Below are 25581 nucleotides of genomic sequence, written 5' to 3'. Positions count from 1 at the left end.
GAGAATTCTGCGAACGGTGGCCCCTACGCGGAATAGAAGCCGCCGGGCAATAGTTGAGTCTGGTGCGCTCAACTTTACGATTGAGCGTGCTAGGCTCAACAAAGTAGCCGGCGAGCGCCGGCAGACACGGAACATCACTCACTGGAGGAACACAGAATGGCTCGTGCAGTAGGCATCGACCTCGGCACCACCAACTCGGTCATCGCCGTCCTCGAGGGCGGCGAACCCACCGTCATCCCCAACGCCGAGGGCGCCCGCACGACCCCGTCGGTCGTCGCGTTCACCAAGGGCGGCGAGGTGCTGGTCGGCGAGGTCGCAAAGCGTCAGGCGGTCACCAACGTCGACCGCACCATCCGATCGGTCAAGCGCCACATGGGCACCGACTGGTCCGTCGACATCGACGGCAAGAAGTACACCGCGCAGGAGATCAGCGCCCGCGTCCTGCAGAAGCTGAAGCGGGACGCCGAGGCCTACCTGGGCGAACCCGTCACCAACGCGGTCATCACCGTGCCCGCCTACTTCTCCGACGCGGAGCGGCAGGCCACCAAGGAGGCCGGTGAGATCGCCGGGCTGACCGTCGACCGGATCATCAACGAGCCGACCGCCGCGGCCCTGGCCTACGGCCTCGACAAGGGCAGCGAGCAGACCGTGCTGGTCTTCGACCTCGGCGGTGGCACCTTCGACGTGTCCCTGCTCGAGATCGCCGACGGCGTCTTCGAGGTCAAGGCCACCAAGGGCGACAACCGGCTGGGCGGCGACGACTGGGACCAGCGCATCGTCGACTGGCTGGTCAAGCAGTTCAAGAACGCCAACGGCATCGACCTGAGCAAGGACAAGATGGCCCGCCAGCGGCTGCAGGAGGCCGCCGAGCGCGCCAAGATCGAGCTCAGCTCCACCCAGGAGACCTCGATCAACCTGCCGTACATCACCGCCGGCGCCGAGGGCCCGCTGCACCTGGACGAGAAGCTCACCCGGGCCGAGTTCCAGCGCATGACGCAGGATCTGCTCGACCGGTGCCGCGCACCGTTCAACTCGGTGATCGCCGACGCCAACACCTCGGTGTCGAAGGTCGACCACGTCATCCTGGTCGGCGGCTCCACCCGGATGCCCGCCGTCGTCGACCTGGTCAAGGAGCTGACCGGGGGCAAGGAGCCCAACAAGGGCGTCAACCCCGACGAGGTCGTGGCCCTGGGTGCTGCGCTGCAGGCCGGCGTCCTGAAGGGCGAGGTCAAGGATGTGCTGCTGCTCGATGTCACCCCGCTGAGCCTCGGCATCGAGACCAAGGGTGGCGTGATGACCAAGATCATCGAGCGCAACACCACCATTCCGACCAAGCGTTCGGAGGTGTTCACCACCGCCGAGGACAACCAGCCGTCGGTGATGATCCAGGTGTACCAGGGCGAGCGCGACTTCGCCCGCGACAACAAGTCGCTGGGCAACTTCGAGCTCACCGGGCTGATGCCGGCGCCGCGCAATGTGCCGCAGATCGAGGTCACCTTCGACATCGACGCCAACGGCATCGTCCACGTGCACGCCAAGGACCTGGCCACCGGCAAGGAGCAGTCGATGACCGTCACCGGCGGTTCGGCGCTGGGCAAGGACGACATCGACCGCATGGTCAAGGACGCCGAGAGCCACGCCGAGGAGGACCGCAAGCGTCGCGAGGCCGTCGAGATGCGCAACGAGGCGGACGCCCTGGCGTTCCGCACCGAGAAGCTGATCGCCGACAACGCCGAGTCGATCACCGACGACGTGAAGGCCCCGGTCGAGGAGTCCCTGGCCAAGCTGAAGGAGGCTCTGGCCGGCGACGACAACGACGCGGTCAAGGCGGCGATGGACGACCTGAACACCAAGGCGTCGGCGATGGGCCAGGCGATGTACGCGGCCGCCCAGGCCAAGCAGCAGGCCGACGAGTCCCAGGCGCCCGGCGCGGGCGCAGAGGGCGCGTCGTCCGCTCCGGCCGATGACGACGTCGTGGACGCCGAAATCGTCGATGATGAGGACAACGACAGCAAGTGAGGCCGGCCAGCCCGCGGGTGCCGTGCACCCGCGGGCCCGGTCCCTGGCAGTCGTCCGGGGTGGCGCCGGACAACTCGCCAGGTCGGGCTACGACAACGGTGCCCGATCAGGCGCGTTGTGAGCGCCCCCGCCGACGGGACTAAGGAGCATGAGTGAGCAACGAGGATCAGCAGTCCGCTGACCACCCGGTGACCCCCGACGAGGCCGAAGAGATGGTGGCCGAGGGGGCCCCGACCGAGCCGGGCATCGGCCGGGCCGAGGACGCCGTGGACGAGAGCGCGGCGCCCACACAGGGCAGCGCGACCACCGCACCGGCGTTCGAGGACGCCGTGGTGGCGGCCAAGATCAGTGAACTGGAGGAGCTGGCCGCCGAGCGCACCGCCGACCTGCAGCGACTCCAGGCGGAGTACGCCAACTACAAGAAGCGGGTCGATCGGGATCGGTCGCTGGCCCGGCAGGGCGGCGTCGAAGCGGTCGTGCTCGACCTGCTGCCGGTGCTGGACAGCATCGAGGCGGCCCGTGAACACGACGAACTGACCGGCGGGTTCAAGCTGGTCGCCGAGGAGCTCGAGCGGCTGACCGCCAAGTACGGCCTCACCGTCTACGGCGAGGTCGGCGAGACGTTCGACCCCAACGTGCACGAGGCGTTGATGCAGCTTCCGATGGCGGGGGTCGAGGTGACGACCGTCTCGGCGGTGATGCAGAAGGGCGTCCGGCTCAACGACCGGGTGCTCCGGCCGGCCCGGGTCGGCGTCGCAGAGCCCGAATGACGGCATCCGGGTCGGTGCCGGCCCGCGCGGGTCGCGCGGGCCGGGGCCGACGGCAGAGCAATGAGAGATAAGGAGGCGTAGTGAGCACCAAGGACTGGCTCGAGAAGGACTACTACAAGGTCCTCGGCGTCTCCTCCGACGCAAAGCCGGAAGAGATCAAGAAGGCCTTCCGCAAGCTGGCCCGGGAGAACCACCCAGACCAGAACCAGAACAATCCCGAGGCCGAGCAGCGGTTCAAGGACATCTCCGAGGCGCACTCGGTGCTGTCGGACGCCAAGAAGCGCAAGGAGTACGACGAGGCCCGCAGCCTGTTCGGCGGTGGCGGATTCCGCTTCCCCGGCGGTGGCCAGGGGCCTTCGATGGAGGACCTGTTCCGCAACGCCTCGGGCGGCGGTGCGGGCAACATCTCCGACCTGTTCGGCAACCTGTTCGGCGGCACGTCGACCCGCCGGACCTCCACCAACCGTGGCCCGCGCCGCGGGCAGGACATCGAGGGTGAGGCGACCATCGACTTCACCCAGGCCGTCGACGGCGCCACCGTGACCATGCAGACCGTGTCGGACGAGGCCTGTGAGGCCTGTTCGGGCACGGGTGCCAAGGCCGGCACGCTGCCCAAGGTGTGTCCGACCTGCCAGGGCAGCGGCATGCAGACGTCGACCTCGGGTGGCGTGTTCGCGGTCTCCGAGCCGTGCCACGACTGCCGCGGCCGGGGGCTGATCGTCGAGGAGCCCTGCCCGGTCTGCGGTGGTTCGGGACGCGGCCGCTCCACCCGGTCGATGCAGGTGCGCATCCCGGCAGGGGTGACCGACGGCCAGCGGATCCGGATCAAGGGCAAGGGCGGCGCCGGCGAGAACGGCGGCGCCTCCGGCGACCTGTACGTCGTCGTCCACGTCCGGGCGCACAGGCTGTTCGGCCGCAAGGGCGACAACCTCACCCTGAACGTACCGGTCACGTTCACCGAGGCGGCGCTGGGCGCCGACATCTCGGTGCCGACCCTGACCGGACAGCGGGTGACGCTGAAGGTCCCGGCCGGGACGCCCAACGGTCGCACCTTCCGGGTCCGTGGCAAGGGCGTCCGCAAGTCCGACGGCAGCACCGGTGACCTGCTGGTCACCGTCGAGGTGCAGGTGCCGCACGCGATCAACGACACCGCCAAGGAGGCGCTGGCCAGCTTCGCCGCCGCGATGGGCGACGACGCCGACCCTCGCGCCTCGCTCTACGGAGGCTGAGATGACCGCTGGCTCGCCAGGATTCCTGCCGCAACGCATCGATTCCGACGCGCCGGTGTTCGTGATCTCGGTGGCGGCGCAACTGGCCGAGATGCACCCCCAGACCCTGCGCGGCTACGACCGGGTGGGGCTGGTGGTGCCCAAGCGCTCCCGCGGTCGCGGCCGCCGCTACTCGCTGCGGGACATCGCCAAGCTGCGCCACATCCAGCACCTGTCGCAGCACGAGGGGATCAACCTGGAGGGCATTCGCCGCATCCTGGCCCTCGAGGACGAGCTGGACGCCCTGCGCGGCCAGCTCGCGCGGGTGGCCGAGCTGGTCGCCTCGTTGCAGGGTGACAATCCCGCGCGGGTGTTCACCGCCGACGATGCCGGTGCCGTCCACCTGGGCCGCCGTGCCGCCCGGCGTCCGACCCTGGCGTTGCCCGGCCGGCCCACGACCATTCGGCCCGTCGACACGGACTGAGCCCGTTTACGCGGCGTCGCGGGACCGGGCCGGCAGGTTGGGGGCGGTGTGTCCCGCACGACCACCCCTACCGCCAGCGCCCCGTCCGCGGCCTCGACGCACTGAAGAGGACGCGCTGGGCGCGGCTGATACCGGGCCCGCTCGCCGACCACCGGGGCCGGCCGGAGGAACTGTCCGAGCCAGCGGGCATGCTTGATGCATGGAACGCCCCGTGCCCGCGATCATTCCGCCCTACCTGCTGCGCCGGCTGGCCGAGTCGGCCGAGCCGGGCGTCGCCGAGCCCGCGAACCGCACGCTGCTCACCGACCAGTCCATCCGGGCCGAACGTGGCGTGCTCGCCTTCCGGCCGGCCACCCGCCCGGCGGTGATGTCGGTCGATGCCGACGCCCCTACAGCGCCCAACCGTGAGATCAGTTCGGCGAGCAACACCGAGACGCTGCCCGGCACGGCGGTGCGCCGCGAGGGCGACGCCGCGACCGGCGACGTGGCGGCCGACGAGGCCTACGACGGTTTCGGCGCCACGTGGGAGCTGTTCCACGACAGCTACGGCCGTGACTCCATCGACGGTGCGGGCATGCAGCTGCAGGGCACCGTGCACTACGGCGACGGCTACGACAACGCCTTCTGGGACGGCGAACGGATGGTCTTCGGCGACGGTGACGGTCAGATCTTCGGCAGGTTCACCGCCAGCCTCGAGGTGATCGGGCACGAGCTCGCGCACGGGGTCACCGAGCGCACCGCCGGCCTGATCTACTCGGGGCAGTCCGGCGCCCTCAACGAGCACGTCTCCGACGTCTTCGGCATCCTGGTCAAGCAGCGTCACCTGGGCCAGGCGGCAACCGAATCCGACTGGCTGATCGGCGCCGACCTGCTGCTGCCGGGCGTCGAGGGAGTGGCGATCCGCAGCATGATCGCCCCCGGCACCGCCTACGACGATCCGCGCCTCGGCAAGGATCCGCAGCCCGACCACATGGATCGCTACGTGCAGACCACCGACGACCACGGCGGGGTGCACCTCAACTCGGGCATCCCCAACCGTGCCTTCGCGGTGGCGGCCAGCGCGGTCGGCGGGCAGGCGTGGGCGGGCCTCGGCCAGGTCTGGTACGACGTGCTGACCGGCGGCGCCCTCGACGCGCGCGCCGACTTCGCCGCCTTCGCCGCGCTGACCGTCGACGCTGCGAAGGCCCGGTTCGGCGACGGCAGTCCCGAGCACGTCGCCGTCCGGGACGGCTGGTCCACGGTCGGGGTGACCGGGGCGAGCGCGGAGCCCCCGGCCGGCGAGGCCGAGCCGCCGGCGTCCGGGGGCGAGGAGCCGGTGCCGGGCAACGCGGAACTGCTGCTGCGCCGCACCGGCGGGGTGACCGGGGCCGTCCGCGAACGACGGGCCACGCTCGAGCAACTGCCGGCGAGGGACGCCCGCCGCTGGGGCAGCCTGCTGTCGTCCGACACGCTGCTCACGCTGGCCGATCGCGATCCGGTCGCCGACGGATTCTGCTACCGGGTCGCCTGCGAGGCGCTCTCGCTCGACGTCACCGTCGCCGAGACCGCCCTCAGCAAGGCGCAGCGAGGCCTGTTCCAGCGCACCCTGCTGGCCGAGTAGGGCGCGTCGGACGCCACGCCCGGGCGGGCCGCCGGCCCGACCGGCTTGTCGCGGCAGCGATCCACAGGCAGGATCGACGCATCGGCCCGAGGAGGGGACATGGCGAAGAAGGCACCCGCCGAGGACGCCGGCGACGCTCTGCTGGCGATCGGCCACCCGAAGACCTACGGGGCCGGCGTGCCCGGCGTCGTCCGGGCGTTGGCGATGTCGACGGCGCAGATGGGCGTCGCGCGCACCGTGTTGACCCTTGCCCGGGTCAACCAGCGGGAGGGCTTCGACTGCCCTGGCTGCGCCTGGCCCGATCCGTCCCACCGGCACCTGGCCGAGTTCTGCGAGAACGGCGCCAAGGCCGTGGCCGAGGAGGCGACCCTGCGACGGGTCACGCGTGACTTCTTCGCCGAACACTCCGTCGCCGACCTGGCCACCCGCTCCGACCACTGGCTGGGCCAGCGCGGTCGGCTGACTGAGCCGATGCTGCTGCGCGAGGGCGGCACGCACTACGAACCGATCGCCTGGGACGCCGCCTTCGACCTCATCGCCGAGTCGCTGCAGGCCCTCGACGACCCCGACGAGGCCATCTTCTACACCTCCGGCCGCACCTCGAACGAGGCGGCCTTCGCCTACCAGCTGTTCGTCCGTGCCTTCGGCACCAACAACCTGCCCGACTGCTCGAACATGTGTCACGAGTCCTCCGGCGCCGCCCTCGGGCACACGCTGGGCATCGGCAAGGGCACCGTCACGCTCACCGACGTCGAAAACTCCGACCTGGTGATCATCGCCGGCCAGAACCCGGGCACCAACCATCCGCGGATGCTCTCCAGCCTCGAGAAGGTGAAGGCCAACGGGGGCCGGATCATCGCCGTCAACCCGCTCATCGAGGCCGGACTGAAGGGGTTCCGCAACCCGCAGACGGTCAAGGGGGTGCTGCTCGGCGGCGTCGAACTGACCGACGACTATGTCCAGATCAGGCTCAACGGCGACCTGGCGTTCTTCGCCGGCCTCAACAAGCTGCTGATCGACGCCGACGCCCTCGATCACCCGTTCATCGCCGAGCACACCAGCGGGTACGACGAGGCCCGGGCGCACCTCGAGGGTCTCGACTGGGCCGACCTCGAGCGGGCCAGCGGGCTCACCCGGGCCGATTTCGAGCGGGTGGCCGAGCAGGTGCGAGCGGCGTCCTCGATCGTGGTCTGCTGGGCGATGGGTCTCACCCAGCACAAGAACTCGGTGCCCACCATCCGCGAGATCGTCAACTTCCTGCTGCTGCGCGGCAACGTCGGACGCCCCGGTGCAGGCGCCTGCCCGGTGCGCGGCCACTCCAATGTGCAGGGCGACCGCACGGTCGGGATCAACGAGCGGCCCCCGCAGGCCTTTCTCGATTCGCTGCAGGCCAGGTTCGGGTTCGAGCCGCCGCGCGAGCACGGCGCCGACGTGGTCGAGGCGATCCGCCGGATGCGTGACGGCCGGTGCGGGGTGTTCCTCGCCGTCGGCGGCAACTTCGTCCGCGCCACACCCGACACCGAGGTGACCGAGCGGGCGATGCGCAACGTGGGGCTGACCGTGCACGTGTCGACCAAACTCAACGGTTCGCACGCCGTCACCGGGCGCCGCGCGCTCATCCTGCCCACGCTGGGGCGCACCGAACGCGACCAGACCGGCGGCCGCGAGCAGTTCGTCACCGTCGAGGACTCGATGGGCATGGTGCACGCCTCCCGTGGACGTCTCGACCCGGCGTCCGGCGAGTTGCGTTCCGAGGTCGACATCGTCTGCACCCTGGCCGAACGCACCCTGGGTGAAGCCCACGGGATCGACTGGGCGGCGATGCGTGGCGACTACGCCGCGATCCGCAGCCACATCGAGGCGGTCGTGCCCGGGTTCGACGACTTCGAGCGCAAGGTGACCGACCCGCAGGGTTTCGCGCTGCCCAACGGGCCGCGCGACTCGCGCACCTTCAACACCCGCACCGGCAAGGCCCGGTTCACCGTCAACGAGCTCGAGATCGTCGAGGTGCCCGACGGTCACCTGCTGCTGCAGACGATCCGTAGCCACGACCAGTTCAACACCACCATCTACGGCATGGACGACGTGTACCGCGGCATCACCGCAGGCCGCCGGGTGGTCTTCATCCATCCCGACGACCGGGCCAGGGCCGGTTTCGCCGACGGTGACATCGTCGACCTGGTGTCGACCTGGACCGGCCCCGACGGCGTCGAGGAGCGCCGGGCGATCGGTTTCCGGCTCGTCGACTATCAGACGGCCCGGGGCTGCGTGGCGTCCTACTTCCCGGAGACGAACCTGCTGGTGCCGCTCGACTCGGTCGCCGACGAATCGGGGACGCCGACGTCGAAATCCGTCGTCGTCCGGCTCGAGCCGACCGACGGCAGCCCCGTCGGCGTGCGCTGATGGGTCGCGTCACCCAGCCGGTGCGGGTGGTCCGCTTCGAGGGCGGACGCCGCGTCACCAGGCCCGACCGGCTGGCGGTCGAGGAGCCGCTCGAGCTGCGGGTGGCGGGCCGCCCGCACGCCGTCACCATGCGCACCCCCGGTCACGACATCGAACTCGCCCACGGCTGGCTGCACGCCGAGGGGGTGATCGCCGCGGCGTCCGACGTGCGGTTGGCGCAGTACTGTGCGGGCTCGGTGCTCGACGACGAGACCGGCACCGGCGTCAACACCTACAACGTGCTCGACCTGCAACTGGGACGCGGCGTCGCCCCGCCCGTGCCGCGTGCGCAGTACACCTCGAGTGCGTGCGGGGTGTGCGGGGCCGAGTCGATCGACGCGTTGTCGCGGCAGGGTCGCTACGACGTGGCGTCCGACCCGGCGGTGCTGGACGCCGCGGTGCTGCTGGCCCTGCCCGGCCGGCTGCGCGCGGCGCAGCGGACCTTCGACTCCACCGGTGGCGTCCACGCGGCCGGGCTGTTCACCGCGGCCGGCGAACGGTTGGTGGTGCGAGAGGACGTCGGCCGGCACAACGCCGTCGACAAGGTTGTCGGTTGGGCGCTGCTGGCCGGACGCCTGCCGCTCACCGGCACCGTGCTGCAGGTCAGCGGCCGGCTCTCGTTCGAACTGGTGCAGAAGGCCTACCTGGCCGGCATCCCGATCGTCTCGGCGGTGTCGGCGCCCAGTTCGCTGGCGGTCGACACGGCGTCCGGGCTCGGCGTGACGGTTGCCGGCTTCGTGCGCGGGGATTCCTTCAACGTGTATGCCAATGCACATCGGGTAACGTTTCCTGAGAGCAACAACTGAATCCACATGGGCGCGTGGTATCGGTCGACACACGACAGTAACCAACACAAAGCGTGATTGTCGCGAGTGGTTTCGGAGAATTTCGGCGAAAGTATCCGTGAGTCGGGACTCCCCGCCGGCAATCGAGGGGCGCTAGCTTCTGCGGTATGAAACCCCTAGTCATTCGCTCTGCGATTGTCGCCTCCCTGGGTGGTTTGATCTTCGGTTTCGATACCGCAGTGATCTCAGGGACGACTGATGCGCTCAAAGAGGTGTTCCACCTCGACGATGCCGGACTCGGCTGGACGGTCGGCATTGCCCTCATCGGAACAATCGTCGGTGCCCTCGTCGCGGGCAAGCCGGCCGATAGGTACGGCCGTAAACCGACCCTGTTCGTGATCGGGATCCTGTACGTCGTCGGAGCCCTCGGCACCGCCCTCACCTCCGACCTGCTGATGTTCGACATCTTCCGGTTCCTGGGCGGGATCGGTGTCGGTGCGGCCTCGGTGTGTGCGCCGATCTACACCGCCGAGGTGTCGCCGCCCGCGGTGCGCGGACGGCTGGTCGGCCTGGTGCAGTTCAACATCGTGCTCGGCATCCTGCTGGCCTACCTGTCGAACTTCATCATCGTCAGCACCCTGTCCGCCGACGTGGCGTGGCGATGGATGTTCGGGGTGATGGCCGTCCCGGCAGCGGTGTTCCTGCTGCTGCTGTTCACCGTCCCCGAGACGCCGCGCTGGTTGCTGAGTGTCGGCAAGGACGCCGAGGGTGAGGCGGTGGCCCGCCGGTTGGCCGCTACCGACGCCGAGGCGGACCAGGTGGTCGGCGAGATCCACGCCGCGCTGAACGCCGCGGAGAACGCGCCCAACGTGCCGTTCTTCACCAAGGGGCACGCCAAGGTCATCCTGCTGGCATTCACCATCGCCATGTTCAACCAGTTGTCCGGCATCAACGCCGTCCTCTACTACGCACCCGAGGTGATGCAGCAGGCCGGTGCCGCGCAGAACACCGCGTTCCTGATGAGTGTCGGGGTCGGGGCGATGAACCTGGTCGCGACCATGGCCGCGCTGACCGTGATCGACAGGTTCGGACGCCGCAACCTGATGCTGGTCGGGTCGATCGGCTACATCATCAGCCTCGGCTTCCTGTCCTGGGTGATGTTCTCCTACGCGGGCCACTTCGACGCCACGTCCAGCTACCTGGTGCTCGGCGGCCTGATGCTGTTCATCGCCGCCCACGCCTTCGGCCAGGGCGCGGTGATCTGGGTGTTCATCTCGGAGATCTTCCCGAACCGCATCAGGGGGCGCGGCCAGTCGCTGGGCTCGCTCACCCACTGGGTGTTCGCCTGGCTGACCTCGACACTGTTCCCGCCCGTCATCGCCCTGTTGGGCGGCGGGGTGGCGTTCGGCATCTTCGCCGTCTGCATGGTCGCCCAGCTGATCTGGGTGCTGAAGGTAATGCCTGAGACCAAGGGTGTGCCGCTGGAGGAGATGGAGCATAGGCTCGGGCTCGTTCACGACCCCGACGACGTGGGTGGACCGGCCACCCCGGCGATGCACTGAGGAGCGTTCATGGCGAAGGACAGCCCGGTTCTGGTGTTGGGCGAGGCTCTGGTCGACGTCGTCCACAAGGCTGGACAGGTCTCCGAGCACGTCGGCGGCAGCCCCGCCAACGTGGCGTTCGGTCTCGGTCGGCTCGACCATGACGTGACACTGGCGGCCTGGTTCGCCAGGGACGAACGCGGCGAGCGCATCGCCCAGGCCTGTCGGGACGCCCACGTGCGGGTCGCGTCCGGCTCGGACCGGGCGCCGCGCACCTCGGTGGCCAACGCCCTGATCGACGCCGCCGGCCAGGCCACGTACCAGTTCGACCTGTCCTGGCTGCTGCCCGAGTTGCCGCCGGCCGACGGTGTGGGCCATCTGCACACCGGCAGCATCGGGGCCACCCTCGAGCCCGGCGGTTCGCAGGTGGTGGCGGCCATCCGTGCCGCCGGTGAGCGGGTGACGGTGTCGTACGACCCGAACGCCCGGCCCACCCTGATGGGCAGCCCGGACGCCGTGATCGGTCGGGTCGAGGAGATCGTCGGCCTGTCCGACGTGGTGAAGTCGAGCGATGAGGACATCCACTGGCTCTACCCGGGCCGTTCCGTGGCCGAGGTGATGAGGTACTGGTTGCAGCTCGGTCCGGCGCTGGTGGTCGTGACCCGGGGCGGCGAGGGCGCGTTCGTCGCCATCGCCTCCGACGACGCGATCATCGAGGTCGCCCCTCGGGTGGTCGAGGTGGGCGACACGGTTGGTGCCGGGGACTCGTTCATGGCCGGCCTGCTGTCCGGCCTGCTCGACGCCGACTATCTGGGCGGTCCCGGACCCGCGGCCGCGCTGCGCGGCGCCCGGCTGGAGGACATCATGCCCGCCGTCGACCGGGCGATCATCACCTCATCGAACACCGTCAGCCGGGCCGGCGCCTACGCCCCGACCCGCGCTGAGCTCTGACGTAGTCCGTCCTGCTCCCCTCACCCCCTGCGCGGCATGGGGGTGAGGGGGGGGATGGTGCTGGCGGCGGGCGGGCCCGGGCGGCAGGCTGGGAGCATGGACGTGGACACCGCCGCCGACGAGCTGTACGGGCTCGACCCCGACGAGTTCATGGCCGCCCGGACGGCGCTGGTCGCGGCGGCCCGGCAGGCCAAGGACCGGCCGGCGGCGTCCGCCATCGGGGCGTTGAAGAAGCCGACCCGCTCTGCGTGGCTGGTGAACGTGCTGGCCCGGGTGGCGCCCGATCGGGTGCGACGACTCGGCGAGCTCGGGGCCGAACTCGCCGCGGCGCACGGCGCCGCCGACCTGGCGCGGCTGCGCGCTCTCGGCACCGAGCGGCAACGACTCGTCCAGGAACTCACCACCGACGCCGTCGCGTCCGGGGCCGAGCGCGGCTACCAGGCGACGGAGGCGGTGCGCTCAGAGGTGGCGGGAACCTTCGGGGCAGCCGTCGCCGATCGGGACGCGTTGGCCGACGTGCAGGCCGGCCGGGTGGTGAAGGCCCTGGTGTACTCGGGTTTCGGGGTGCCGATGGGCGCGCCGTCGGCATCCGCGGCACCGAAGCGGGCCGCCGCGGCCAGGCCGGACGTCGAGCCCGACGAGCCGGCGGCGGATGAGCAGCGCGCCGAGCAGGAACGGCGGGCCGAGGCGCAGCGCGCCCTGGAGGCGGCCACCGAGGCGCTGATCGAGGCGCGCGCCATGCTGAAGGCGGCCCAGACGTCACAGGCCGAGGCCCGGGTGGCCCTCGACCGGGCGAGTCAGGAGGTCGCCGACCTACGCGCCGAACTGCGCAGCGCCGAGCAGGCGGAGGTCGCGGCCCGGGACACCCTCACAGCGTCCGAGGACGAGGTGCACGAGGCCCGCAGCAGGGTGGGCCAGGCCGAGCGCACGCTTGCGGACGCCGCCCGGGCACTCGACTGAAGCGACGCGCACAGCGTCATCGCGGCAGGGACGTCACAACTTCTCGGGGTCGTAATCGATGCAGGCGCGTCCGGTGCGGCGGGCACCGATCAGGGCGACCACCTTCTGGTGCTCGGGGTGCACCGCGTAGGCCTGCAGCGCCTCGGCGTCGGTGAACGCCGAGTTGAGCGCCAGGTCGAACGTCATGTCCATGCCGGGCTGGGCGACGACGACCTCGAACTCGACGATGCCGTCGATGACCGCGGGCAGGGCGCGCAGCGCGTCCGCGACGAGCGCGACGTTCGTCGCCTTGTCGGCGCCCTCGGCCTCGTCGGCGAAGTTCCAGGCCACGATGTGCTTGATCATGCGCCCCAATCTAGTCCTGACGCCCCGCCGTGGCCGCCGCTACCGTAGCCCGATGGACGACTACCTGGTCGATCGCGTGCTGTTGGCCGTCGAGCAGATTCCGCGCGGTCGGGTGGCCGCCTATGGGGACCTGGCCCGGCTGACCGGCACGTCGCCGCGCCGGGTCGGCACGATCATGCGGCTGTACTCCCGCGACGTGCCGTACTGGCGGGTGGTCGGCGTCTCCGGAGACCCCGGTGGCGGCCTGCTGGAGCACTTCCGCCCGCACTGGGAGGACGAGGGCATCACCGTGAAACCGAACGGGCTGGGCTGCCGGATGGCCGACCATCACGCCGACCTGGACGCCCTCGACCGTGCCTATCGTCGCGGGCTGGACGCCGTGCTCGCCAACCACGGGACGCCACTGCCGTCGATCGGTGCTCCGGCGACTCGTGCCCTGGCGTCCATCGGGGTCACCACCCTGGAGCGGGTGATCGAGCACCCCGAGTCGGAGCTGCTGGGCCTGCACGGGTTCGGTCCCAAGGCGCTGGCGCTGCTCGCGGACGAACTCGACCGGCTGGGCTGGACGTGGCCGGCGCGTGCGCCCGCCCGGTGACCGGCGCCCGGTCGGCTACGGACGCCCCGGCCCGCTGACCACGCCGCGATGAGGCCCGGCGCGGCCGCGTGGCGCTCGGTCAGGTCGGCAGGTGCAGCACGAACGGCCCCTGGCCGGTCACCACACTGACCTCGCCGTCGACGCTGAGCGTGCCACCCTCGACCGCCGTCACCGGCCCGCGCAACCGCACGCTCGACGCGTCACCGGCCAGCCCCGGCCCGAACGCCAACCGATCGGCTGCGACGTCGACCAGTTCGGCGTCTGCCCACTCGATCACCCCCACCGGGGTGGCCAGGTTCACCGGCAGTGCCACCCCGGCGCGGACGGGCAGCCGCAGCCGCCGCGCGGGGAGGCCGTCGAAGGACACCACCACTTCCGGCTCGTACCCGGTGACGTTGAGCAGATGCAGCAGCCGCTGACCGTTGTCGGTGACCGTGCTGAGCCCGAAGACGCCGGGCACCTCAGTCTCCAGGCGCAGCCGGGGCCGGACGCCGAACCGGTCCAGCACCCGCCCGAACAGGGCCAGGTTGCTGGGCAGCTCGGCGGCCAGGAACACCACCCGGCCCCGCCCGAGTTCGACCTCGACGCCGCACGGGATGTCGTCGCAGTCGGTGAGCACCACCTCGGACGCCGGCGCGCCCGGGGAGTCGTCGACCGCGAGCCGCTGCAACCATCCGACCCGGGTGTCCGGCCACGGCTTCGTCCAGCCGGCGGCCCGGGCGGTGGGGAAGTAGTGGGCGGCGTCCCAGACCATGCCAATGCCGCGCAGGCCCAGTGCGTCGGCCAGCACCGTGCAGCCACGCCCGGCCAGATCCGCCTCGGGCAGGCGTCCGAGTAGCAGCAGCCGGCCACCGCCGCGCACCCAGGCCGCCAGCCGGCGCTGCAGGGCGGCGTCCATGAAGCGCCCGGTCGACAGCATCAGCACGGCGTCGTCGCGTGGCGCCGAACGTTCCAGCCAGACGGCGTCGAACTGGTAGCCGAGCAGCAGGGTCGAACGGGCCAGGGCTCGCCGCGGGCCGGCACCGCGGTGCCGGGTCAGGTCCTCGGTGATCTCGGTCATCAGAGCAGAGCCCGGGTGGTGGTACTCGCTGGCGTAGGCGTCCAGCACCAGGCCGAGCTGCAGCGAGTCCGGCTCGGGCCGCATCCGGGACAGCCAGGGCGCCAGGGTGCGGGCCGTCCGGCCCGCTCGCGACGTCGGCTCGAAGGTCAGCCCGCGTTGCCCCTCCGGCCCCACCGGGGCGGCGAACCCGTGCCGCTCACCGGTGAAGGCGATCCGGTCGATCCCGTCGCCGATCGGCACCTCCAGGGGGCGGTTGTGGCCGCCCGCGAACAGGTAGTAGTTGATCAGCCGGTTGCCCTGTGCGAGGAACAGCCGGGTCTTCAACTCGACCGTCGAAGGGTCGTAAGCGACGTCCATGCCGTTTCCGTAGTCGCCGCTGCCGGCCTCGAACTCGACCGAGGTGAGCGGCTGGTCGGGGCCGTTGACCGCCGCCTGGAAGGCGTTGATCACGTACAGGTCGGTGGTGGCGTTCAGCGTCATCTCGCCGACGTAGTGGTCCGAGCCGGCCACCATCCCCGGTAGCCCGGAGTAGGTCTCCACCAGTTGGCTGATGCCGATCGGGAACGGCTCGGCGCTCCCGGCCGCGGTGCCGTGCAGGTTCACCAATAGCGGCACGTCGTGAACCCCGAACTCGTGCGCCAGGTCGCGCAGGGCGCCGAGGTAGCGGGCGAACCGGTCGCGCATGAACAGTGGCAGCGCGGCCCGCAGTTCACCCGCCCAGGATTCCTCGGGCGAGCGGACGGCGCGCGCGAAGGCGTCCGGCTCGGGGGACAGGGCGGCGAGCGCGGGCCAGGGTGTGGCGCCGTGCGAGGTCCCGTCCGGCCCCTCCGGCTCGTCCGGCCAGGGGGTGCCGCCGGTGTGCCCGGTCGAGGCTCGGCGTGCCGGCGCGTCCAACCAGTCGCGGAAGTCGGCCAGCAGGTGACCGGTCAGGTCGGGGGAGTTGGTGACCCAGGCCAGCATGCCCACCTCGTTGTCGAGCTGGACGGCGATCACGTTGCCGCCGCGGGGCGCCAGCCGCTGGTAGATCCGCGGCAGCACGGTCGCGTACCAGCGGCGCACCTCGGCCAGGAAGGCGGGATGCAGATAGTCGAGCGTCCTGCTGCCGGTCGGGACGCCGTCCCAACCGACCGGGACCAGCTCCGGATGTTCCCGGTACAGCCGGAACGGCAGCCCCTCGTTCATCAGCTCGGCCATCACGAACGGCCCCGGCCGGGCGATGAACCACAGGCCCTTGGCGGCGCACAGGTCGATGAACGCGCCCACGTCGCGGTCGTCGCGGGTGTCGCCGGTGACGTCCAGCGTGCCGTCGGGCAACTCGTGCAGCAGCCACGGGATGTACGAGGCGACCGCGTTGCAGCCGGCCTCGACGGCCAGGTCGAGCCGGTCGGCCCACTCGTCGCGGGGCACCCGGAAGTAGTGGATCTCGCCCGCGATCACCAGCCTGGGCTCGCCGTCGATGAGCAGCTGACCGGCCCTGGTCTCGACCGAGGTCATGCGTCGTCCTCCCTTGTCGCCGTGGGTTCGGTCACGGTGAGTTCGACTGCCTGGCCGTGCGCGGCGTCCGGACCGGCGATCAGCCGGATCAGGCCGGTGTCGACCCTCCGGCTCAGGTCGCGCCCGTAGTAGCCGAAGGCGTCGGTGGAGACGGTGAACCGTGCCGACCCGGTCGCCCCCGCGTCGACGTCGATGGCCTGCCAGTCGAGCAACTCCACCTTGGGCCGGGTGACGTCGGCCACCGGATCGTGCAGGTAGAGCTGCACCACCGCACGCCCGGGCCGGCCGCCGGTGTTGGCGACCGGCACCTGGACGCCGACCTCTCCGCCCAGCGGCACCTGCGACCTGTCGAGGGCGGGCGGGCCGATCTCGAAGGTGGTGTACGCCAGGCCGAAGCCGAACGGCAGTTGCGGCTGGGTGAGAGCGTCGAGGTAGCGGCCGCCCCACACGTCGCGGCTGAAATCGATCACCCGGGAGGTGCCGCGGGCGTGGATCGACGACGGCACGTGCCCGGTGCTGCGCGGGAAGGTCATGGGCAGCCGGCCGCGGGGCTCCCGGCGTCCGAACAGCACATCGGCGAGAGCCGGGCCGGTCTCGGTGCCCGGATGCCAGGCAACCAGCACGGCGGACGCCGCTCGCAGCACCTCGGTCAGGTCGAGCGGACGCCCGGCGAACACCACCGCGACCACCGGCTTGCCCAGGTCGCACAGTTGCCGCAGCGCCTCGAGTTGGCCTGCCGGCAGGCCCAGGTCGGCCACCGAGTTGGCCTCACCGGAGCGGCTCGGATGCTCACCCAGCAGCGCGACCGTGACTGCCGCCTCACGGGTGCGGTGGCAGGCCAGGTCGCTGAACCGGCCGTCGGTGTGGCTCACTCGCTCACCGAGCAGTTCGGTGAACGCGGCCAGCGGGGTGGCCACGTCCTCGCCCCGCCCGTCGAGCACCCAGGTGCCGAGCAGGGCCTCGCCGTCGTCGACGAACGGTCCGGTCAGGTGCAGCGACGCAACGTCCTCGCGCAGCGGCAGTACACCGTCGTTGCCGACGAGCACCAGTGAGGACGCCGCCGCCTCGCGGGCCAGCGCACGGGTGGACGCGGTGGGCCCGATCGGCTCGTCGGTGGTGCGCGGGTACGGGTCGTCGAACAGGCCGAGCCGGAACTTCATCCGCAACACCCGGCGGACCGCGTCGTCGACGATCTCGGCCGGCACCGCGCCCGAGACGACCAGCTCTTCGGCGTGCGCCAGATAGCAGCCCGATGCCATGTCGAGGTCGACGCCGGCCAGCAGCGCCTGCCGGGCGGCGTCCCGGGCGTCCGCGGCGACCCCGTGGTCGACCAGCTGGCCCACCCCCGACCAGTCGGCGACCACCACGCCGTCGAAACCCCACTCGTCCTTCAGCACCTCGCGGACCAGCCGCCGGTTTGCGTGCATGGGTGTGCCGTCGACGTCGTTGAAGGACGCCATCACGGCCAGCACCCCGGCGTCCACCGCGTCGCGGAAGGTGCGCAGGTGCAGGTTCCGCAGCGTGTTCTCGCCGACCTGAACGGTGTCGTAGTCGCGTCCACCGGCTGCCAGGCCGTAGCCGACGAAATGCTTGGCCGTCGCACCGATCGAGCGCTGGAAGCCACGCACGGACGCCGCTGCGAGCCGCCCGGACAGCACCGGCGCCTCGCCGAATCCCTCGGCGACCCGGCCCCAGCGCGGCTCCTCGGAGATGTCGACCATCGGGGCGAAGGTCCAGGCGACCCCTTCGCGGGCCGCCTCCTCGCCGGCGACGGCGGCCAGGCGTTCGACCAGGTCGGGGTCCCAGCCGGCGGCGAGTCCGAGCGGGATGGGGAAGACAGTGCGGTGGCCGTGGATGACGTCGCGGCCGAACAGCACGGGAATACCCAGCCGGGATTCCTCGACGGCGATCCGCTGGCACTGCTCGATCGCGGCGATCGACAGGCCCTCGTCGCGTTCGTTGCCGCCCAATGCGCCACTGGCGTACAGCGACGAGCCGATCCGGCCCGCCGCGAGCGCGTCGTGGTCGTCACCCGGTGACACGTTGGCCGGCTGATTGAGCTGGCCCGCCTTCTCGGCAAGGGTCAGCTCGGCCAGCAACGACTCGACCCGGTGCTCCAGCGGGCCCTCGCGCAACCACGGCCGCTCACTCATCGCCCACCAGCACCAGCACCTCGGTGACGCCGCCGACGGGTTCGCCGAGGTCGCCCCGATCGATCAGGACGCCGCCGCGCCGGTAGCGGTTGGGGTGCGGCCGCAGCGACAGTTCACGCCCGCCGGCCCGCACCGCGCAGACTCCGTGGCCCGGCCCGCGCACCCGGTAGGTCAGCCGCAACGTCCGGTCGTCGAGAGGCACCTCGGCGACGAGGCCGTCGAGCGCCGGGTCGAGGACCGGGTCGAGCAGCAGTTCGGCACCGCGCCGGTTAACCCCGAGCAGGCATTCCACCAGCAGGCGCAGGAACAGCCCCGGCCCCGAGGAGTACACCCGCCAGCCGCCCTCCAGCGGCACCTGGCCGGTCAGCGAGGCCGGGTAGCGGGCGGCGGCGTCATAGCGATCGGCGAAGGCGGCGTCCGACGAGGAGTAGTAGCAGGTGCTCTGCCGGGGGCGGGCGCCGGCGACCCGCGCCGTGACGCCGACCGGGTTGACCAGGCACAGCGCCCGGAAAAGCCCCCCGGCGTCGCCGAACCGCGCCAACGCCTCGGCGTAGCGCAGGTGTGCGTGGGTGTACATCAGCCCGATCTCACGTCCCCAGAAGGTGGCCGCCTCCGCCCGCTGGAAGACCTCCACCGGGCCGCCGCGGTAGGGCACCGGGGCGTCGAACAGCCGGGTGCCGTCCGGCCCGAGCAGGTGCTCCTCGATCAGCCGCAGATGATGCGCCGCGGCGTCCGGTTCGAGCAGCTCGGCACTGATCGCGTGGATCCAGGGCAGCACCCCGTAGGTCAATCCGGTGCGGTCGTCGCGCGGATGCACCAGCACCTCGTCGCGGACGCCGTCGGTGTCGAACACCCCATAGCCGGCGAGCACGCCGTCGACCAGCAGCTCCTTCCGCAACGCCGCCTCGGTCGCGTCGGCCAGCTCGGAGGCCCGCCGGGCCAGCGCCGGTTCCGCGCCGGTCGCCGCCAGCCCGGCACTGAGTGCCCGCAGCGCCTGCACCTGCAGGGTGGCCGTCCACGCCGACGCCATCTGCGCCGCCAGCCGCGGGTCGGCCGGCTGCAGCGAGTCGTTCCAGTCACCGTGCCCGTAGGCGGGCAGCGGGCTGTTCGGTACGGTCCGGTTCTCGATCACCGCCAGCGCCCTGGTCAGGTGCTCCGAGATCGGGGCCTTCGCGGTGGGGCCGTCGTCGTCGACGAAACCGGCAGGCACCGCCAGCAGCCCGGCGTCGTGGCTGCGCAGCAGGAAGTCGCCCAGGGCGAGCAGCGGCCAGAACAGCACGTCGCCGTGCGCGTCGGGCTGCCCGGCCCCGGCCGGGGGGAGGAACTCGAACGCCTGTGGCCAGTCGCCGCGCTCATGCTGGGCGGAGAAGACCCGCACCAGCAGGTCGCGCTGGGCCCGGTCGTCGGCGTGCGCGGTGAGCAGCCCGACCGGGCCCTGGCACACGTCACGGGTTCCCCACCCGCCACCGGTGAACTGCTCCAGGCCGCGTGGCGACAGGTAGTGCACCAGGGCGTCGTGGCCGAACCAGGGCACTATGCGGTCCAGTTCCGCCACCTCGGACGCCGCCGGCCCACCTGTCAGGCTCAACCCGAGCCGGACCGGGTGGGTGCCGCCGGGGGTCGCGGCCGGTTGCTGTTCGCCCTCGGCGGGAGCGTCGACCACGAGCCGCACGTCGCCGCCGCTGCGCAGCGTGAGCCAGCCGGTGCCGCGCTGCCGTCCGTCGGCGTACAGGGGGGCGTCGGCGGCGAACCGGTGTCGGGGTTGGTCCACATCGGGCACCGAAGTCGGTGCCCGATGTGGATCGACCTCAGACCGGACGCGCAGGGTCCGGTCGGTCCAGCGGGCGATCGCCCCGGATTCGGTCAGCTCCAGCGTCGGTTCCGGGTCGTCGCCGCCGGCCAACTGGCCCACCCACAGCAGCTCGTCGACCGCGCCCCGGAGCGTCTGCACCTCGACGGCGAACTCGTCGGTGGCCTGCGCCGCCGTGGTGGTGACCTGCAGCACCACGTCGTCGAAGGCGTAGAGCCAGCGGGCGCGGTCGGGTCGCAACCCCCAGGTGCTGGGCCGCCCGAGCCGCCACCACGTGCCACCCCGGCGGAGGTAGAGCCGTAGGCCCTGGCTGCGTTGCAGGCCCAGGTGGGTGCGGGTGGTGGTCAGCATCGGCCGCCGCCCGACGTGACCGCGGGTGAGTTGCGCGGCGAACACGCCGTCCATCCAGACCGTCGCCGTGAGGCAGGTCCGGGTGGGGGTCGTCGCCGCGGAGGTCCGCAGCAGCTGCCCATGCGGGCGCAGCACGGCTGCCTGCTTCGCGGCGCTCACCAGCACTTCTCCGGGGGGCCCCACGGCCTCCCACCAGGCGTCGGCCTGCCGTTCCACCACCCGCACGTCATCGCCGACCAGCGCGGCCAGCTCGCCGGGGTCGAGTGGCGCGCCGTCGAGCTGCGCGGCCCGGACCACCAGTGAGGCGGACTCGGCGGGCAGTCCGGGCTCCGTCCCCCGTTCCACCACCGGCAGCGGGGCCGCCGGGGCCGCATCGACGTCGCCCGGCCCGGTCGCGGCGGGGTGGTCCTCGACGAGCAGGCCGAAGAAGCCGCCGCGTTGGGTCTCGCCGGGCTGCAGCACCTCCGGTTTCGAGGACAGCACCGCCAGGGTGTGCTCGTGCTGCAGCCGCCGGTTCGGAAGGGCCCGCCGGCGCAGCCCGGCCAGTTCGGCGTCGACCACCGGGCCGAGTTGCCTGGCGTCACTCGCCCACCCCGCTCCGCCGCCGTAGCAGCCCAACAGCACCCAGGGCGCCCTCGGTCCGGGCATGTTCTGGCGCACCGCCAGACACCGGCCCCAGCGCTGGTGCCACAACGGCGTCACATCGAGGTACTGGCTGACGTAGAACTCGTTGATACGTACCACATCGAAAGGCGCCAATGCGATATCGGCGGCCATCACCGTGTCGAATTCGATTGCCGACGTGCCGTTATTGGTCACGCTCACCGACCATTGCCACATTAATTCGGGTTCGTGCAGCGAAAAGCGCAGCGAATACTGCAGCGAATCGGTGTGCGACGACACCGCGAACCCGTCGGGGTAGCGCGAGACCGGCACGGGAGCGGAGGGGTCCGCCAGCCGCACCGGGTGTGCTCGTTCACCGTGCAGGACCCGTAGCCACACTCCACCTGCACCGGCCTCACAGCTACTCGCCGGGTACTGCAGCATGGACAGGCCCGCCAGGTCCAGGCGGGCCAGGCCACCCCAGCCGGTGGGGGTGGCCAGGCATCCGTCATGACGCACTGTGCTCATGGTCATTCGTTTTGTCTACCACCGAAAATGTGGCCTTGAACACCCGTTGCGGGCGTGTAAATAACTGAAAGTAGGCGCACTGGGCCATGAAAGTACTTTCATGCGCACAATCCGTTGACGCCCCGGGTATGTGCGGATCATGCTGACAAGAATCGACCACGTGAGGAGATCCGATGACGCGCCGAATCACAGGGTTCGCGGCGCTGGCCATGGCCGGCGCTCTCGCCTTGACCGCCTGTTCCGGGCGAATCCAGACCAACCAGAACCAGCCCGGTCCCACCGACGGCAACACCGCCGGCACCGACGCCATGATCGAGCAGGTGACGCTGCCGGCCGAGGTGGCCGAGAACGTCGGTGGCCTGGTCAACTTCAACCCGTTCTCGCCGAACGCGCTGACCAAGACGTACTTCTACGAGCCGCTGATGATCCGCAACTCGTTGAACTGCACGATGACGCCGTGGCTGGCCACCGAGTACAAGTGGGAGGGCCCCGACAAGCTCACCTTCACCGTTCGTGAGGGAGTCACCTGGAGCGACGGCCAGCCGCTGACCCCCGACGACGTCAAGTTCTCCCTGGACATCGGCAAGGACTTTCCCGCTCTGGACACCGCCGGCGTCTGGAACGACACCTTCGGCAAGCACGCCACCGACGTGGCCGTGAACGGCAACAACGTGACGATCACCTTCAGCGGCAACGCTGCCGCGAAGTTCGACTCGATCATCGCCGTGAAGGTGCTGCCGAAGCACATCTGGGAGAAGATCGACGACCCGGTCAAGTACATCGACAAGGAGCCGGTCGGCACCGGACCGTTCACGCTGGCCTCGTACAACGGCCGCAAGCTGGTGCTGGATCGCCGCGCCGACTACTGGCAGGCCGACAAGATCAAGGTCGAGAAGCTGGTGCTCGAGGGCAACTACGACGCCACCCAGGCAGCACTGAAGCTGAACGCCGGGGGACTGGACGCCTACTGGGGCGAGATCCCCAACCCGCAGGTCGCCTTCGTCGACAAGAACCCGACGCTGAACCACTTCTGGTACGCGCCGGCCGGCACCACGGTGCTCACCCCCAACCTGACCAAGGCGCCGTTCAACGACGTGAAGTTCCGCGAGGCCTACAGCCAGGGCATCAACAAGGACGAGATCAGCACCAAGGCCACCTACGGCATCATGAAGCCCGCGTCGCAGACCGGCCTGAAGCTGCCCTACGCCGAGGACCTGATGCCGGACGACCTGAAGACTGACACCGTGCTGCCCTTCGACACCGCCAAGGCCGAGCAGCTGCTCGACGCCGCCGGCTACGCGGTGGGTGCCGACGGCATGCGCACCAACCCCGACGGCTCGCCGCTGAAGATCAAGTTCACCGTGCAGGCCGGCTGGATCGACTACGAGTCGACGGTCGAGGTCATCGTCCGCAACCTCAAGTCGATGAAGCTGGACGCCTCCACCGTCAAGAGCGCCCCCGACAACGTGGACGCCCAGAAGAAGTCCGGCGAGTTCGACATGGTGCTGGAGTACCTGCACGGCGGCTGCGAGGTGGCCCGCAACATCGGCTCGAAGCTGGCCAGCGACCAGATCCCCACCAAGACCAAGGTGCAGTCCAACGTGCAGCGGTGGAACGATCCGGCCACCGACGCCACCGTGGCCGCGCTGTCGGGATCGACCGACCCGGGCGAGCAGAAGAAGCTGGTCGGCGAGCTGGTGAACACGATGATCACCCAGTTCCCGGTGACCTCGTTGATCTACGCACCCGCCCGGATGATCTACCGCACCGACAAGGCCGTCGGCTGGCCCAGTGAGGAAGATCCGTACGCGACCAACAGCGACATGCTGGTGATCATGACGCACCTGCGGTCGGCCAAGTAGCCACCGCGACCCCGGCCAGCGGGGCATGGCGCACTCCTCACCGCCATGCCCCGCCCCGGCGTCCAGCTAGCCCGAAAGGAGCGCGACGATGCGCTATTTCCTGAGGCGGATCGGGTTCTTCCTCGCCACGTTGTGGGCGGCGGTGACCCTGAACTTCATCATTCCCAGGCTGCAGCCCGGCGATCCGGCCGAGATCATGTTCAAGAAGCTGCAGGGCAGGGACGCCGAGCTCGACCCGGCGAAGATCGAGGCATTGCGGGCGATGCTGGGCGACCCGGCCGGCAAGAACCTGTGGGAGCAGTACTGGAACTATCTCGGCTCGCTGAGCCGCGGTGAGCTGGGCCTGTCCTACACCTACTTCCCCTATGACGTCGCGACGGTGATCGGGGTGGCGCTGCCGTGGACGCTGGTGCTGGTCGGCACCACGCTGCTCATCTCGTTCGTGGTCGGCACCCTGCTGGGCGCCTTCGCGGCCTGGCGGCGCAACACCCGCTTCGACTCGATCGTCACCCTCGGCTCGACCTTCATCGGCACCCTGCCCGCCTTCTGGCTGGCGCTGCTCATCCTGTTCGCGTTCGGCTACGTGCTCGGCTGGTTCCCGACCGCCGGCGGCTACGACGCCAGCACCCCCGGCTGGAACGCCGAGTTCATCGGGGACGCCATCTACCACTCGATCCTGCCCGCCTCGGTGCTGCTGATCACCGGTCCGATCGGCTGGATCCTCGGCATGCGCAACACGATGATCATGAACCTGGGTGAGGACTACGTGCGACTGGCCCGGGCCAAGGGCGTCCCCGACACCCAGATCGCGCTGCGCTACGCCGCGCGCAATGCCCTGCTGCCCTCGATCACCGGCCTGGCCCTGGCGCTGGGCTCGATGCTGGGCGGGCAGATCCTGATCGAGCAGGTCTTCGACTATCCGGGCCTGGGCCGGCTCACCGCCCAGGCGATCGACAACAAGGACTACCCGCTGCTGCAGGCCCTGCTGCTGTTCACCATCGTCGGCGTCCTGCTGGCCAACCTGATCGCCGACATGTTGTACGGCATTCTCGATCCCCGCGCCCGGAAGGCACAGTCATGAGCACCGGCGTCACCCAACCCACCGACTCCTCCAACCTGCCGGTCGGCGGCGAAGAACTCGCCGCCGCCGAGGCCGAGGCCGTCGAGGCCGCCGGTCCGCGGTGGTGGTCGATCATCTGGGCCAACCGCAAGGCGCGGGTGGGCATCGTGATCCTGGGCCTGTACATCCTGCTGGGCGTCTTTGCGCCCTGGATCGCCCCCTACGAGGGGACCCGGACCGATTTCGAGGCTCTGCTCGAACCGAGCGCCGAACACTGGCTGGGCACCACCACCTCCGGCGGCGACATCGCCTCCCAGCTGATCTGGGGCACCCGGGTGTCGCTGCTGGTCGGACTGTTCGGCGGCCTGTTCGCGACGATCATCGCGTTGGTGGTCGGCATGATCTCGGGCTACTTCGAAGGCACCTGGATCGACGAGGTGTTGTCGTTCGTCACCAACGTCGCCCTGGTAGTGCCGATCCTGCCGCTGATCATCACCCTGATGGCCTACACCGAGGACCGGTCGATCTGGTTCACGATCTTCGTGATCGCAATCACCTCGTGGGCCGGGGCGGCCCGGGCGAAGAGATCCCAGATCATCACGCTGCGCAACCGCGACTTCGTCACCGCCGCCAAGTTCTCCGGCGACCGGTCGTGGACGATCGTGTTCCGGGAGATCATGCCCAGCATGTCGTCGCTGATCATGGCCGGCTTCTTCGGCGCGGCCACCGGCGCGGTCGGCGCCGAGGCGGGGCTGTCCTTCCTCGGCCTCGGCGACACCAGTTCGGTGTCGTGGGGGACCATGCTCTACCAGGCCAACCAGCAGGGCGCGCTGGCCCAGGGCCTGTGGATCTGGCTGTTCGTGCCCGGCCTGGCCCTGGCGATCCTGATCACCGCGTTCACCTTCGTGAACTTCGGCATCGACCTGTTGAGCAACCCGCACCTGCGAGAGGACGGCTGAG

The 25581-nt window shown here is 70.5% G+C and carries 18 protein-coding genes; 14 read left to right on the top strand and 4 right to left on the bottom strand.

All coding sequences use genetic code 11. The features are described 5' to 3' along the window. The first annotated feature begins 156 nt into the window (after positions 1 to 156). The 10 genes from dnaK to OIE40_RS11945 all read left to right on the top strand — a co-directional run bounded on the left by dnaK (position 157) and on the right by OIE40_RS11945 (position 12760). On the top strand, positions 157 to 2019 hold the full coding sequence (gene dnaK / locus OIE40_RS11990; protein WP_264702562.1) for a molecular chaperone DnaK: 1863 nt from the start codon (positions 157 to 159) through the stop codon (positions 2017 to 2019). A gap of 212 nt (positions 2020 to 2231) precedes the next feature. After that, entirely contained in the window at positions 2232 to 2789 is a 558-nt protein-coding gene (locus OIE40_RS11985; protein ID WP_413774498.1) for a nucleotide exchange factor GrpE, read from the top strand. A gap of 80 nt (positions 2790 to 2869) precedes the next feature. Continuing rightward, complete coding sequence (gene dnaJ, locus OIE40_RS11980) at positions 2870 to 4018, top strand: molecular chaperone DnaJ (protein WP_264702560.1); 1149 nt, start codon at positions 2870 to 2872, stop codon at positions 4016 to 4018. 1 nt (position 4019) lies between these two features. Then, the gene (locus OIE40_RS11975) at positions 4020 to 4481 is read left to right on the top strand and encodes a heat shock protein transcriptional repressor HspR (RefSeq protein ID WP_264702558.1); all 462 of its coding nucleotides are present in this window, start codon (positions 4020 to 4022) and stop codon (positions 4479 to 4481) included. A 199-nt stretch (positions 4482 to 4680) separates the two neighbouring features. Continuing rightward, positions 4681 to 6081 (top strand): protealysin inhibitor emfourin, encoded by a 1401-nt coding sequence (locus tag OIE40_RS11970; protein ID WP_264702556.1) that lies wholly within the window; start codon positions 4681 to 4683, stop codon positions 6079 to 6081. A gap of 99 nt (positions 6082 to 6180) precedes the next feature. After that, positions 6181 to 8484 carry an FdhF/YdeP family oxidoreductase gene (locus OIE40_RS11965; protein ID WP_264702554.1) on the top strand — a complete coding sequence of 768 codons (2304 nt, stop codon included), beginning with the start codon at positions 6181 to 6183 and terminating at the stop codon, positions 8482 to 8484. Next, complete coding sequence (gene fdhD / locus OIE40_RS11960) at positions 8484 to 9329, top strand: formate dehydrogenase accessory sulfurtransferase FdhD (RefSeq protein WP_264702551.1); 846 nt, start codon at positions 8484 to 8486, stop codon at positions 9327 to 9329. The genes OIE40_RS11965 and fdhD overlap by 1 nt, the downstream gene beginning before the upstream one ends. A 146-nt stretch (positions 9330 to 9475) precedes the next feature. Continuing rightward, complete coding sequence (locus OIE40_RS11955; protein ID WP_264702549.1) at positions 9476 to 10870, top strand: sugar porter family MFS transporter; 1395 nt, start codon at positions 9476 to 9478, stop codon at positions 10868 to 10870. A 9-nt stretch (positions 10871 to 10879) separates the two neighbouring features. Then, the gene (locus OIE40_RS11950; protein WP_264702547.1) at positions 10880 to 11800 is read left to right on the top strand and encodes a carbohydrate kinase family protein; all 921 of its coding nucleotides are present in this window, start codon (positions 10880 to 10882) and stop codon (positions 11798 to 11800) included. A gap of 96 nt (positions 11801 to 11896) precedes the next feature. Further along, positions 11897 to 12760, top strand: coding sequence for a hypothetical protein (locus OIE40_RS11945; protein ID WP_264702546.1), 864 nt, complete (start codon positions 11897 to 11899; stop codon positions 12758 to 12760). 33 nt (positions 12761 to 12793) lie between these two features. Here the strand turns inward: OIE40_RS11945 and OIE40_RS11940 are convergent, their stop codons facing one another. Then, positions 12794 to 13105 carry a Dabb family protein gene (locus OIE40_RS11940; RefSeq protein ID WP_264702544.1) on the bottom strand — a complete coding sequence of 104 codons (312 nt, stop codon included), beginning with the start codon at positions 13103 to 13105 and terminating at the stop codon, positions 12794 to 12796. A 52-nt stretch (positions 13106 to 13157) separates the two neighbouring features. On the opposite strand from OIE40_RS11940, the gene OIE40_RS11935 reads away from it, so the two are divergent. Then, a complete protein-coding gene (locus tag OIE40_RS11935; protein ID WP_264702543.1) occupies positions 13158 to 13700 on the top strand; it encodes an MGMT family protein in 543 nt (180 codons plus the stop codon). 79 nt (positions 13701 to 13779) lie between these two features. On the opposite strand, the gene OIE40_RS11930 is transcribed toward OIE40_RS11935, so the two are convergent. The 3 genes from OIE40_RS11930 to OIE40_RS11920 are packed head-to-tail and all read right to left on the bottom strand — an operon-like array spanning position 13780 to position 21705. Then, a complete protein-coding gene (locus OIE40_RS11930) occupies positions 13780 to 16254 on the bottom strand; it encodes a beta-galactosidase (protein WP_264702541.1) in 2475 nt (824 codons plus the stop codon). After that, positions 16251 to 18407, bottom strand: coding sequence for a glycoside hydrolase family 3 N-terminal domain-containing protein (locus OIE40_RS11925; protein ID WP_264702539.1), 2157 nt, complete (start codon positions 18405 to 18407; stop codon positions 16251 to 16253). Before OIE40_RS11925 ends, OIE40_RS11930 begins: the two co-directional genes overlap by 4 nt. Then, complete coding sequence (locus OIE40_RS11920; protein WP_264702538.1) at positions 18400 to 21705, bottom strand: hypothetical protein; 3306 nt, start codon at positions 21703 to 21705, stop codon at positions 18400 to 18402. The genes OIE40_RS11925 and OIE40_RS11920 overlap by 8 nt, the downstream gene beginning before the upstream one ends. A gap of 167 nt (positions 21706 to 21872) precedes the next feature. On the opposite strand from OIE40_RS11920, the gene OIE40_RS11915 reads away from it, so the two are divergent. The 3 genes from OIE40_RS11915 (at position 21873) to OIE40_RS11905 (ending at position 25580) form a co-directional block, all read left to right on the top strand. Then, on the top strand, positions 21873 to 23561 hold the full coding sequence (locus OIE40_RS11915; protein WP_264702537.1) for an ABC transporter substrate-binding protein: 1689 nt from the start codon (positions 21873 to 21875) through the stop codon (positions 23559 to 23561). 88 nt (positions 23562 to 23649) lie between these two features. Further along, the gene (locus tag OIE40_RS11910) at positions 23650 to 24642 is read left to right on the top strand and encodes an ABC transporter permease (RefSeq protein ID WP_264702535.1); all 993 of its coding nucleotides are present in this window, start codon (positions 23650 to 23652) and stop codon (positions 24640 to 24642) included. Further along, positions 24639 to 25580, top strand: a complete 942-nt coding sequence (locus tag OIE40_RS11905; protein WP_264702533.1) for an ABC transporter permease — start codon at positions 24639 to 24641, stop codon at positions 25578 to 25580. Before OIE40_RS11910 ends, OIE40_RS11905 begins: the two co-directional genes overlap by 4 nt. Position 25581: the final 1 nt, after the last annotated feature.

Source organism: Micropruina sonneratiae (genome assembly GCF_025972045.1).
Classification (GTDB): domain Bacteria; phylum Actinomycetota; class Actinomycetes; order Propionibacteriales; family Propionibacteriaceae; genus Micropruina; species Micropruina sonneratiae.
The sequence above is the reverse complement of the archived record's forward strand: the minus strand, read 5'-3'. Positions and strand labels throughout refer to the sequence as shown.

Bases quoted from the DNA above. Each gene is read 5' to 3' on its own strand.
- dnaK (WP_264702562.1), top strand. From the start codon at position 157: ATGGCTCGTGCAGTAGGCATCGACCTCGGCACCACCAACTCGGTCATC.
- OIE40_RS11985 (WP_413774498.1), top strand. From the start codon at position 2,232: ATGGTGGCCGAGGGGGCCCCGACCGAGCCGGGCATCGGCCGGGCCGAG.
- OIE40_RS11975 (WP_264702558.1), top strand. From the start codon at position 4,020: ATGACCGCTGGCTCGCCAGGATTCCTGCCGCAACGCATCGATTCCGAC.
- OIE40_RS11970 (WP_264702556.1), top strand. From the start codon at position 4,681: ATGGAACGCCCCGTGCCCGCGATCATTCCGCCCTACCTGCTGCGCCGG.
- OIE40_RS11965 (WP_264702554.1), top strand. From the start codon at position 6,181: ATGGCGAAGAAGGCACCCGCCGAGGACGCCGGCGACGCTCTGCTGGCG.
- fdhD (WP_264702551.1), top strand. From the start codon at position 8,484: ATGGGTCGCGTCACCCAGCCGGTGCGGGTGGTCCGCTTCGAGGGCGGA.
- OIE40_RS11955 (WP_264702549.1), top strand. From the start codon at position 9,476: ATGAAACCCCTAGTCATTCGCTCTGCGATTGTCGCCTCCCTGGGTGGT.
- OIE40_RS11950 (WP_264702547.1), top strand. From the start codon at position 10,880: ATGGCGAAGGACAGCCCGGTTCTGGTGTTGGGCGAGGCTCTGGTCGAC.
- OIE40_RS11945 (WP_264702546.1), top strand. From the start codon at position 11,897: ATGGACGTGGACACCGCCGCCGACGAGCTGTACGGGCTCGACCCCGAC.
- OIE40_RS11940 (WP_264702544.1), bottom strand. From the start codon at position 13,105: ATGATCAAGCACATCGTGGCCTGGAACTTCGCCGACGAGGCCGAGGGC.
- OIE40_RS11935 (WP_264702543.1), top strand. From the start codon at position 13,158: ATGGACGACTACCTGGTCGATCGCGTGCTGTTGGCCGTCGAGCAGATT.
- OIE40_RS11930 (WP_264702541.1), bottom strand. From the start codon at position 16,254: ATGACCTCGGTCGAGACCAGGGCCGGTCAGCTGCTCATCGACGGCGAG.
- OIE40_RS11925 (WP_264702539.1), bottom strand. From the start codon at position 18,407: ATGAGTGAGCGGCCGTGGTTGCGCGAGGGCCCGCTGGAGCACCGGGTC.
- OIE40_RS11920 (WP_264702538.1), bottom strand. From the start codon at position 21,705: ATGACCATGAGCACAGTGCGTCATGACGGATGCCTGGCCACCCCCACC.
- OIE40_RS11915 (WP_264702537.1), top strand. From the start codon at position 21,873: ATGACGCGCCGAATCACAGGGTTCGCGGCGCTGGCCATGGCCGGCGCT.
- OIE40_RS11910 (WP_264702535.1), top strand. From the start codon at position 23,650: ATGCGCTATTTCCTGAGGCGGATCGGGTTCTTCCTCGCCACGTTGTGG.
- OIE40_RS11905 (WP_264702533.1), top strand. From the start codon at position 24,639: ATGAGCACCGGCGTCACCCAACCCACCGACTCCTCCAACCTGCCGGTC.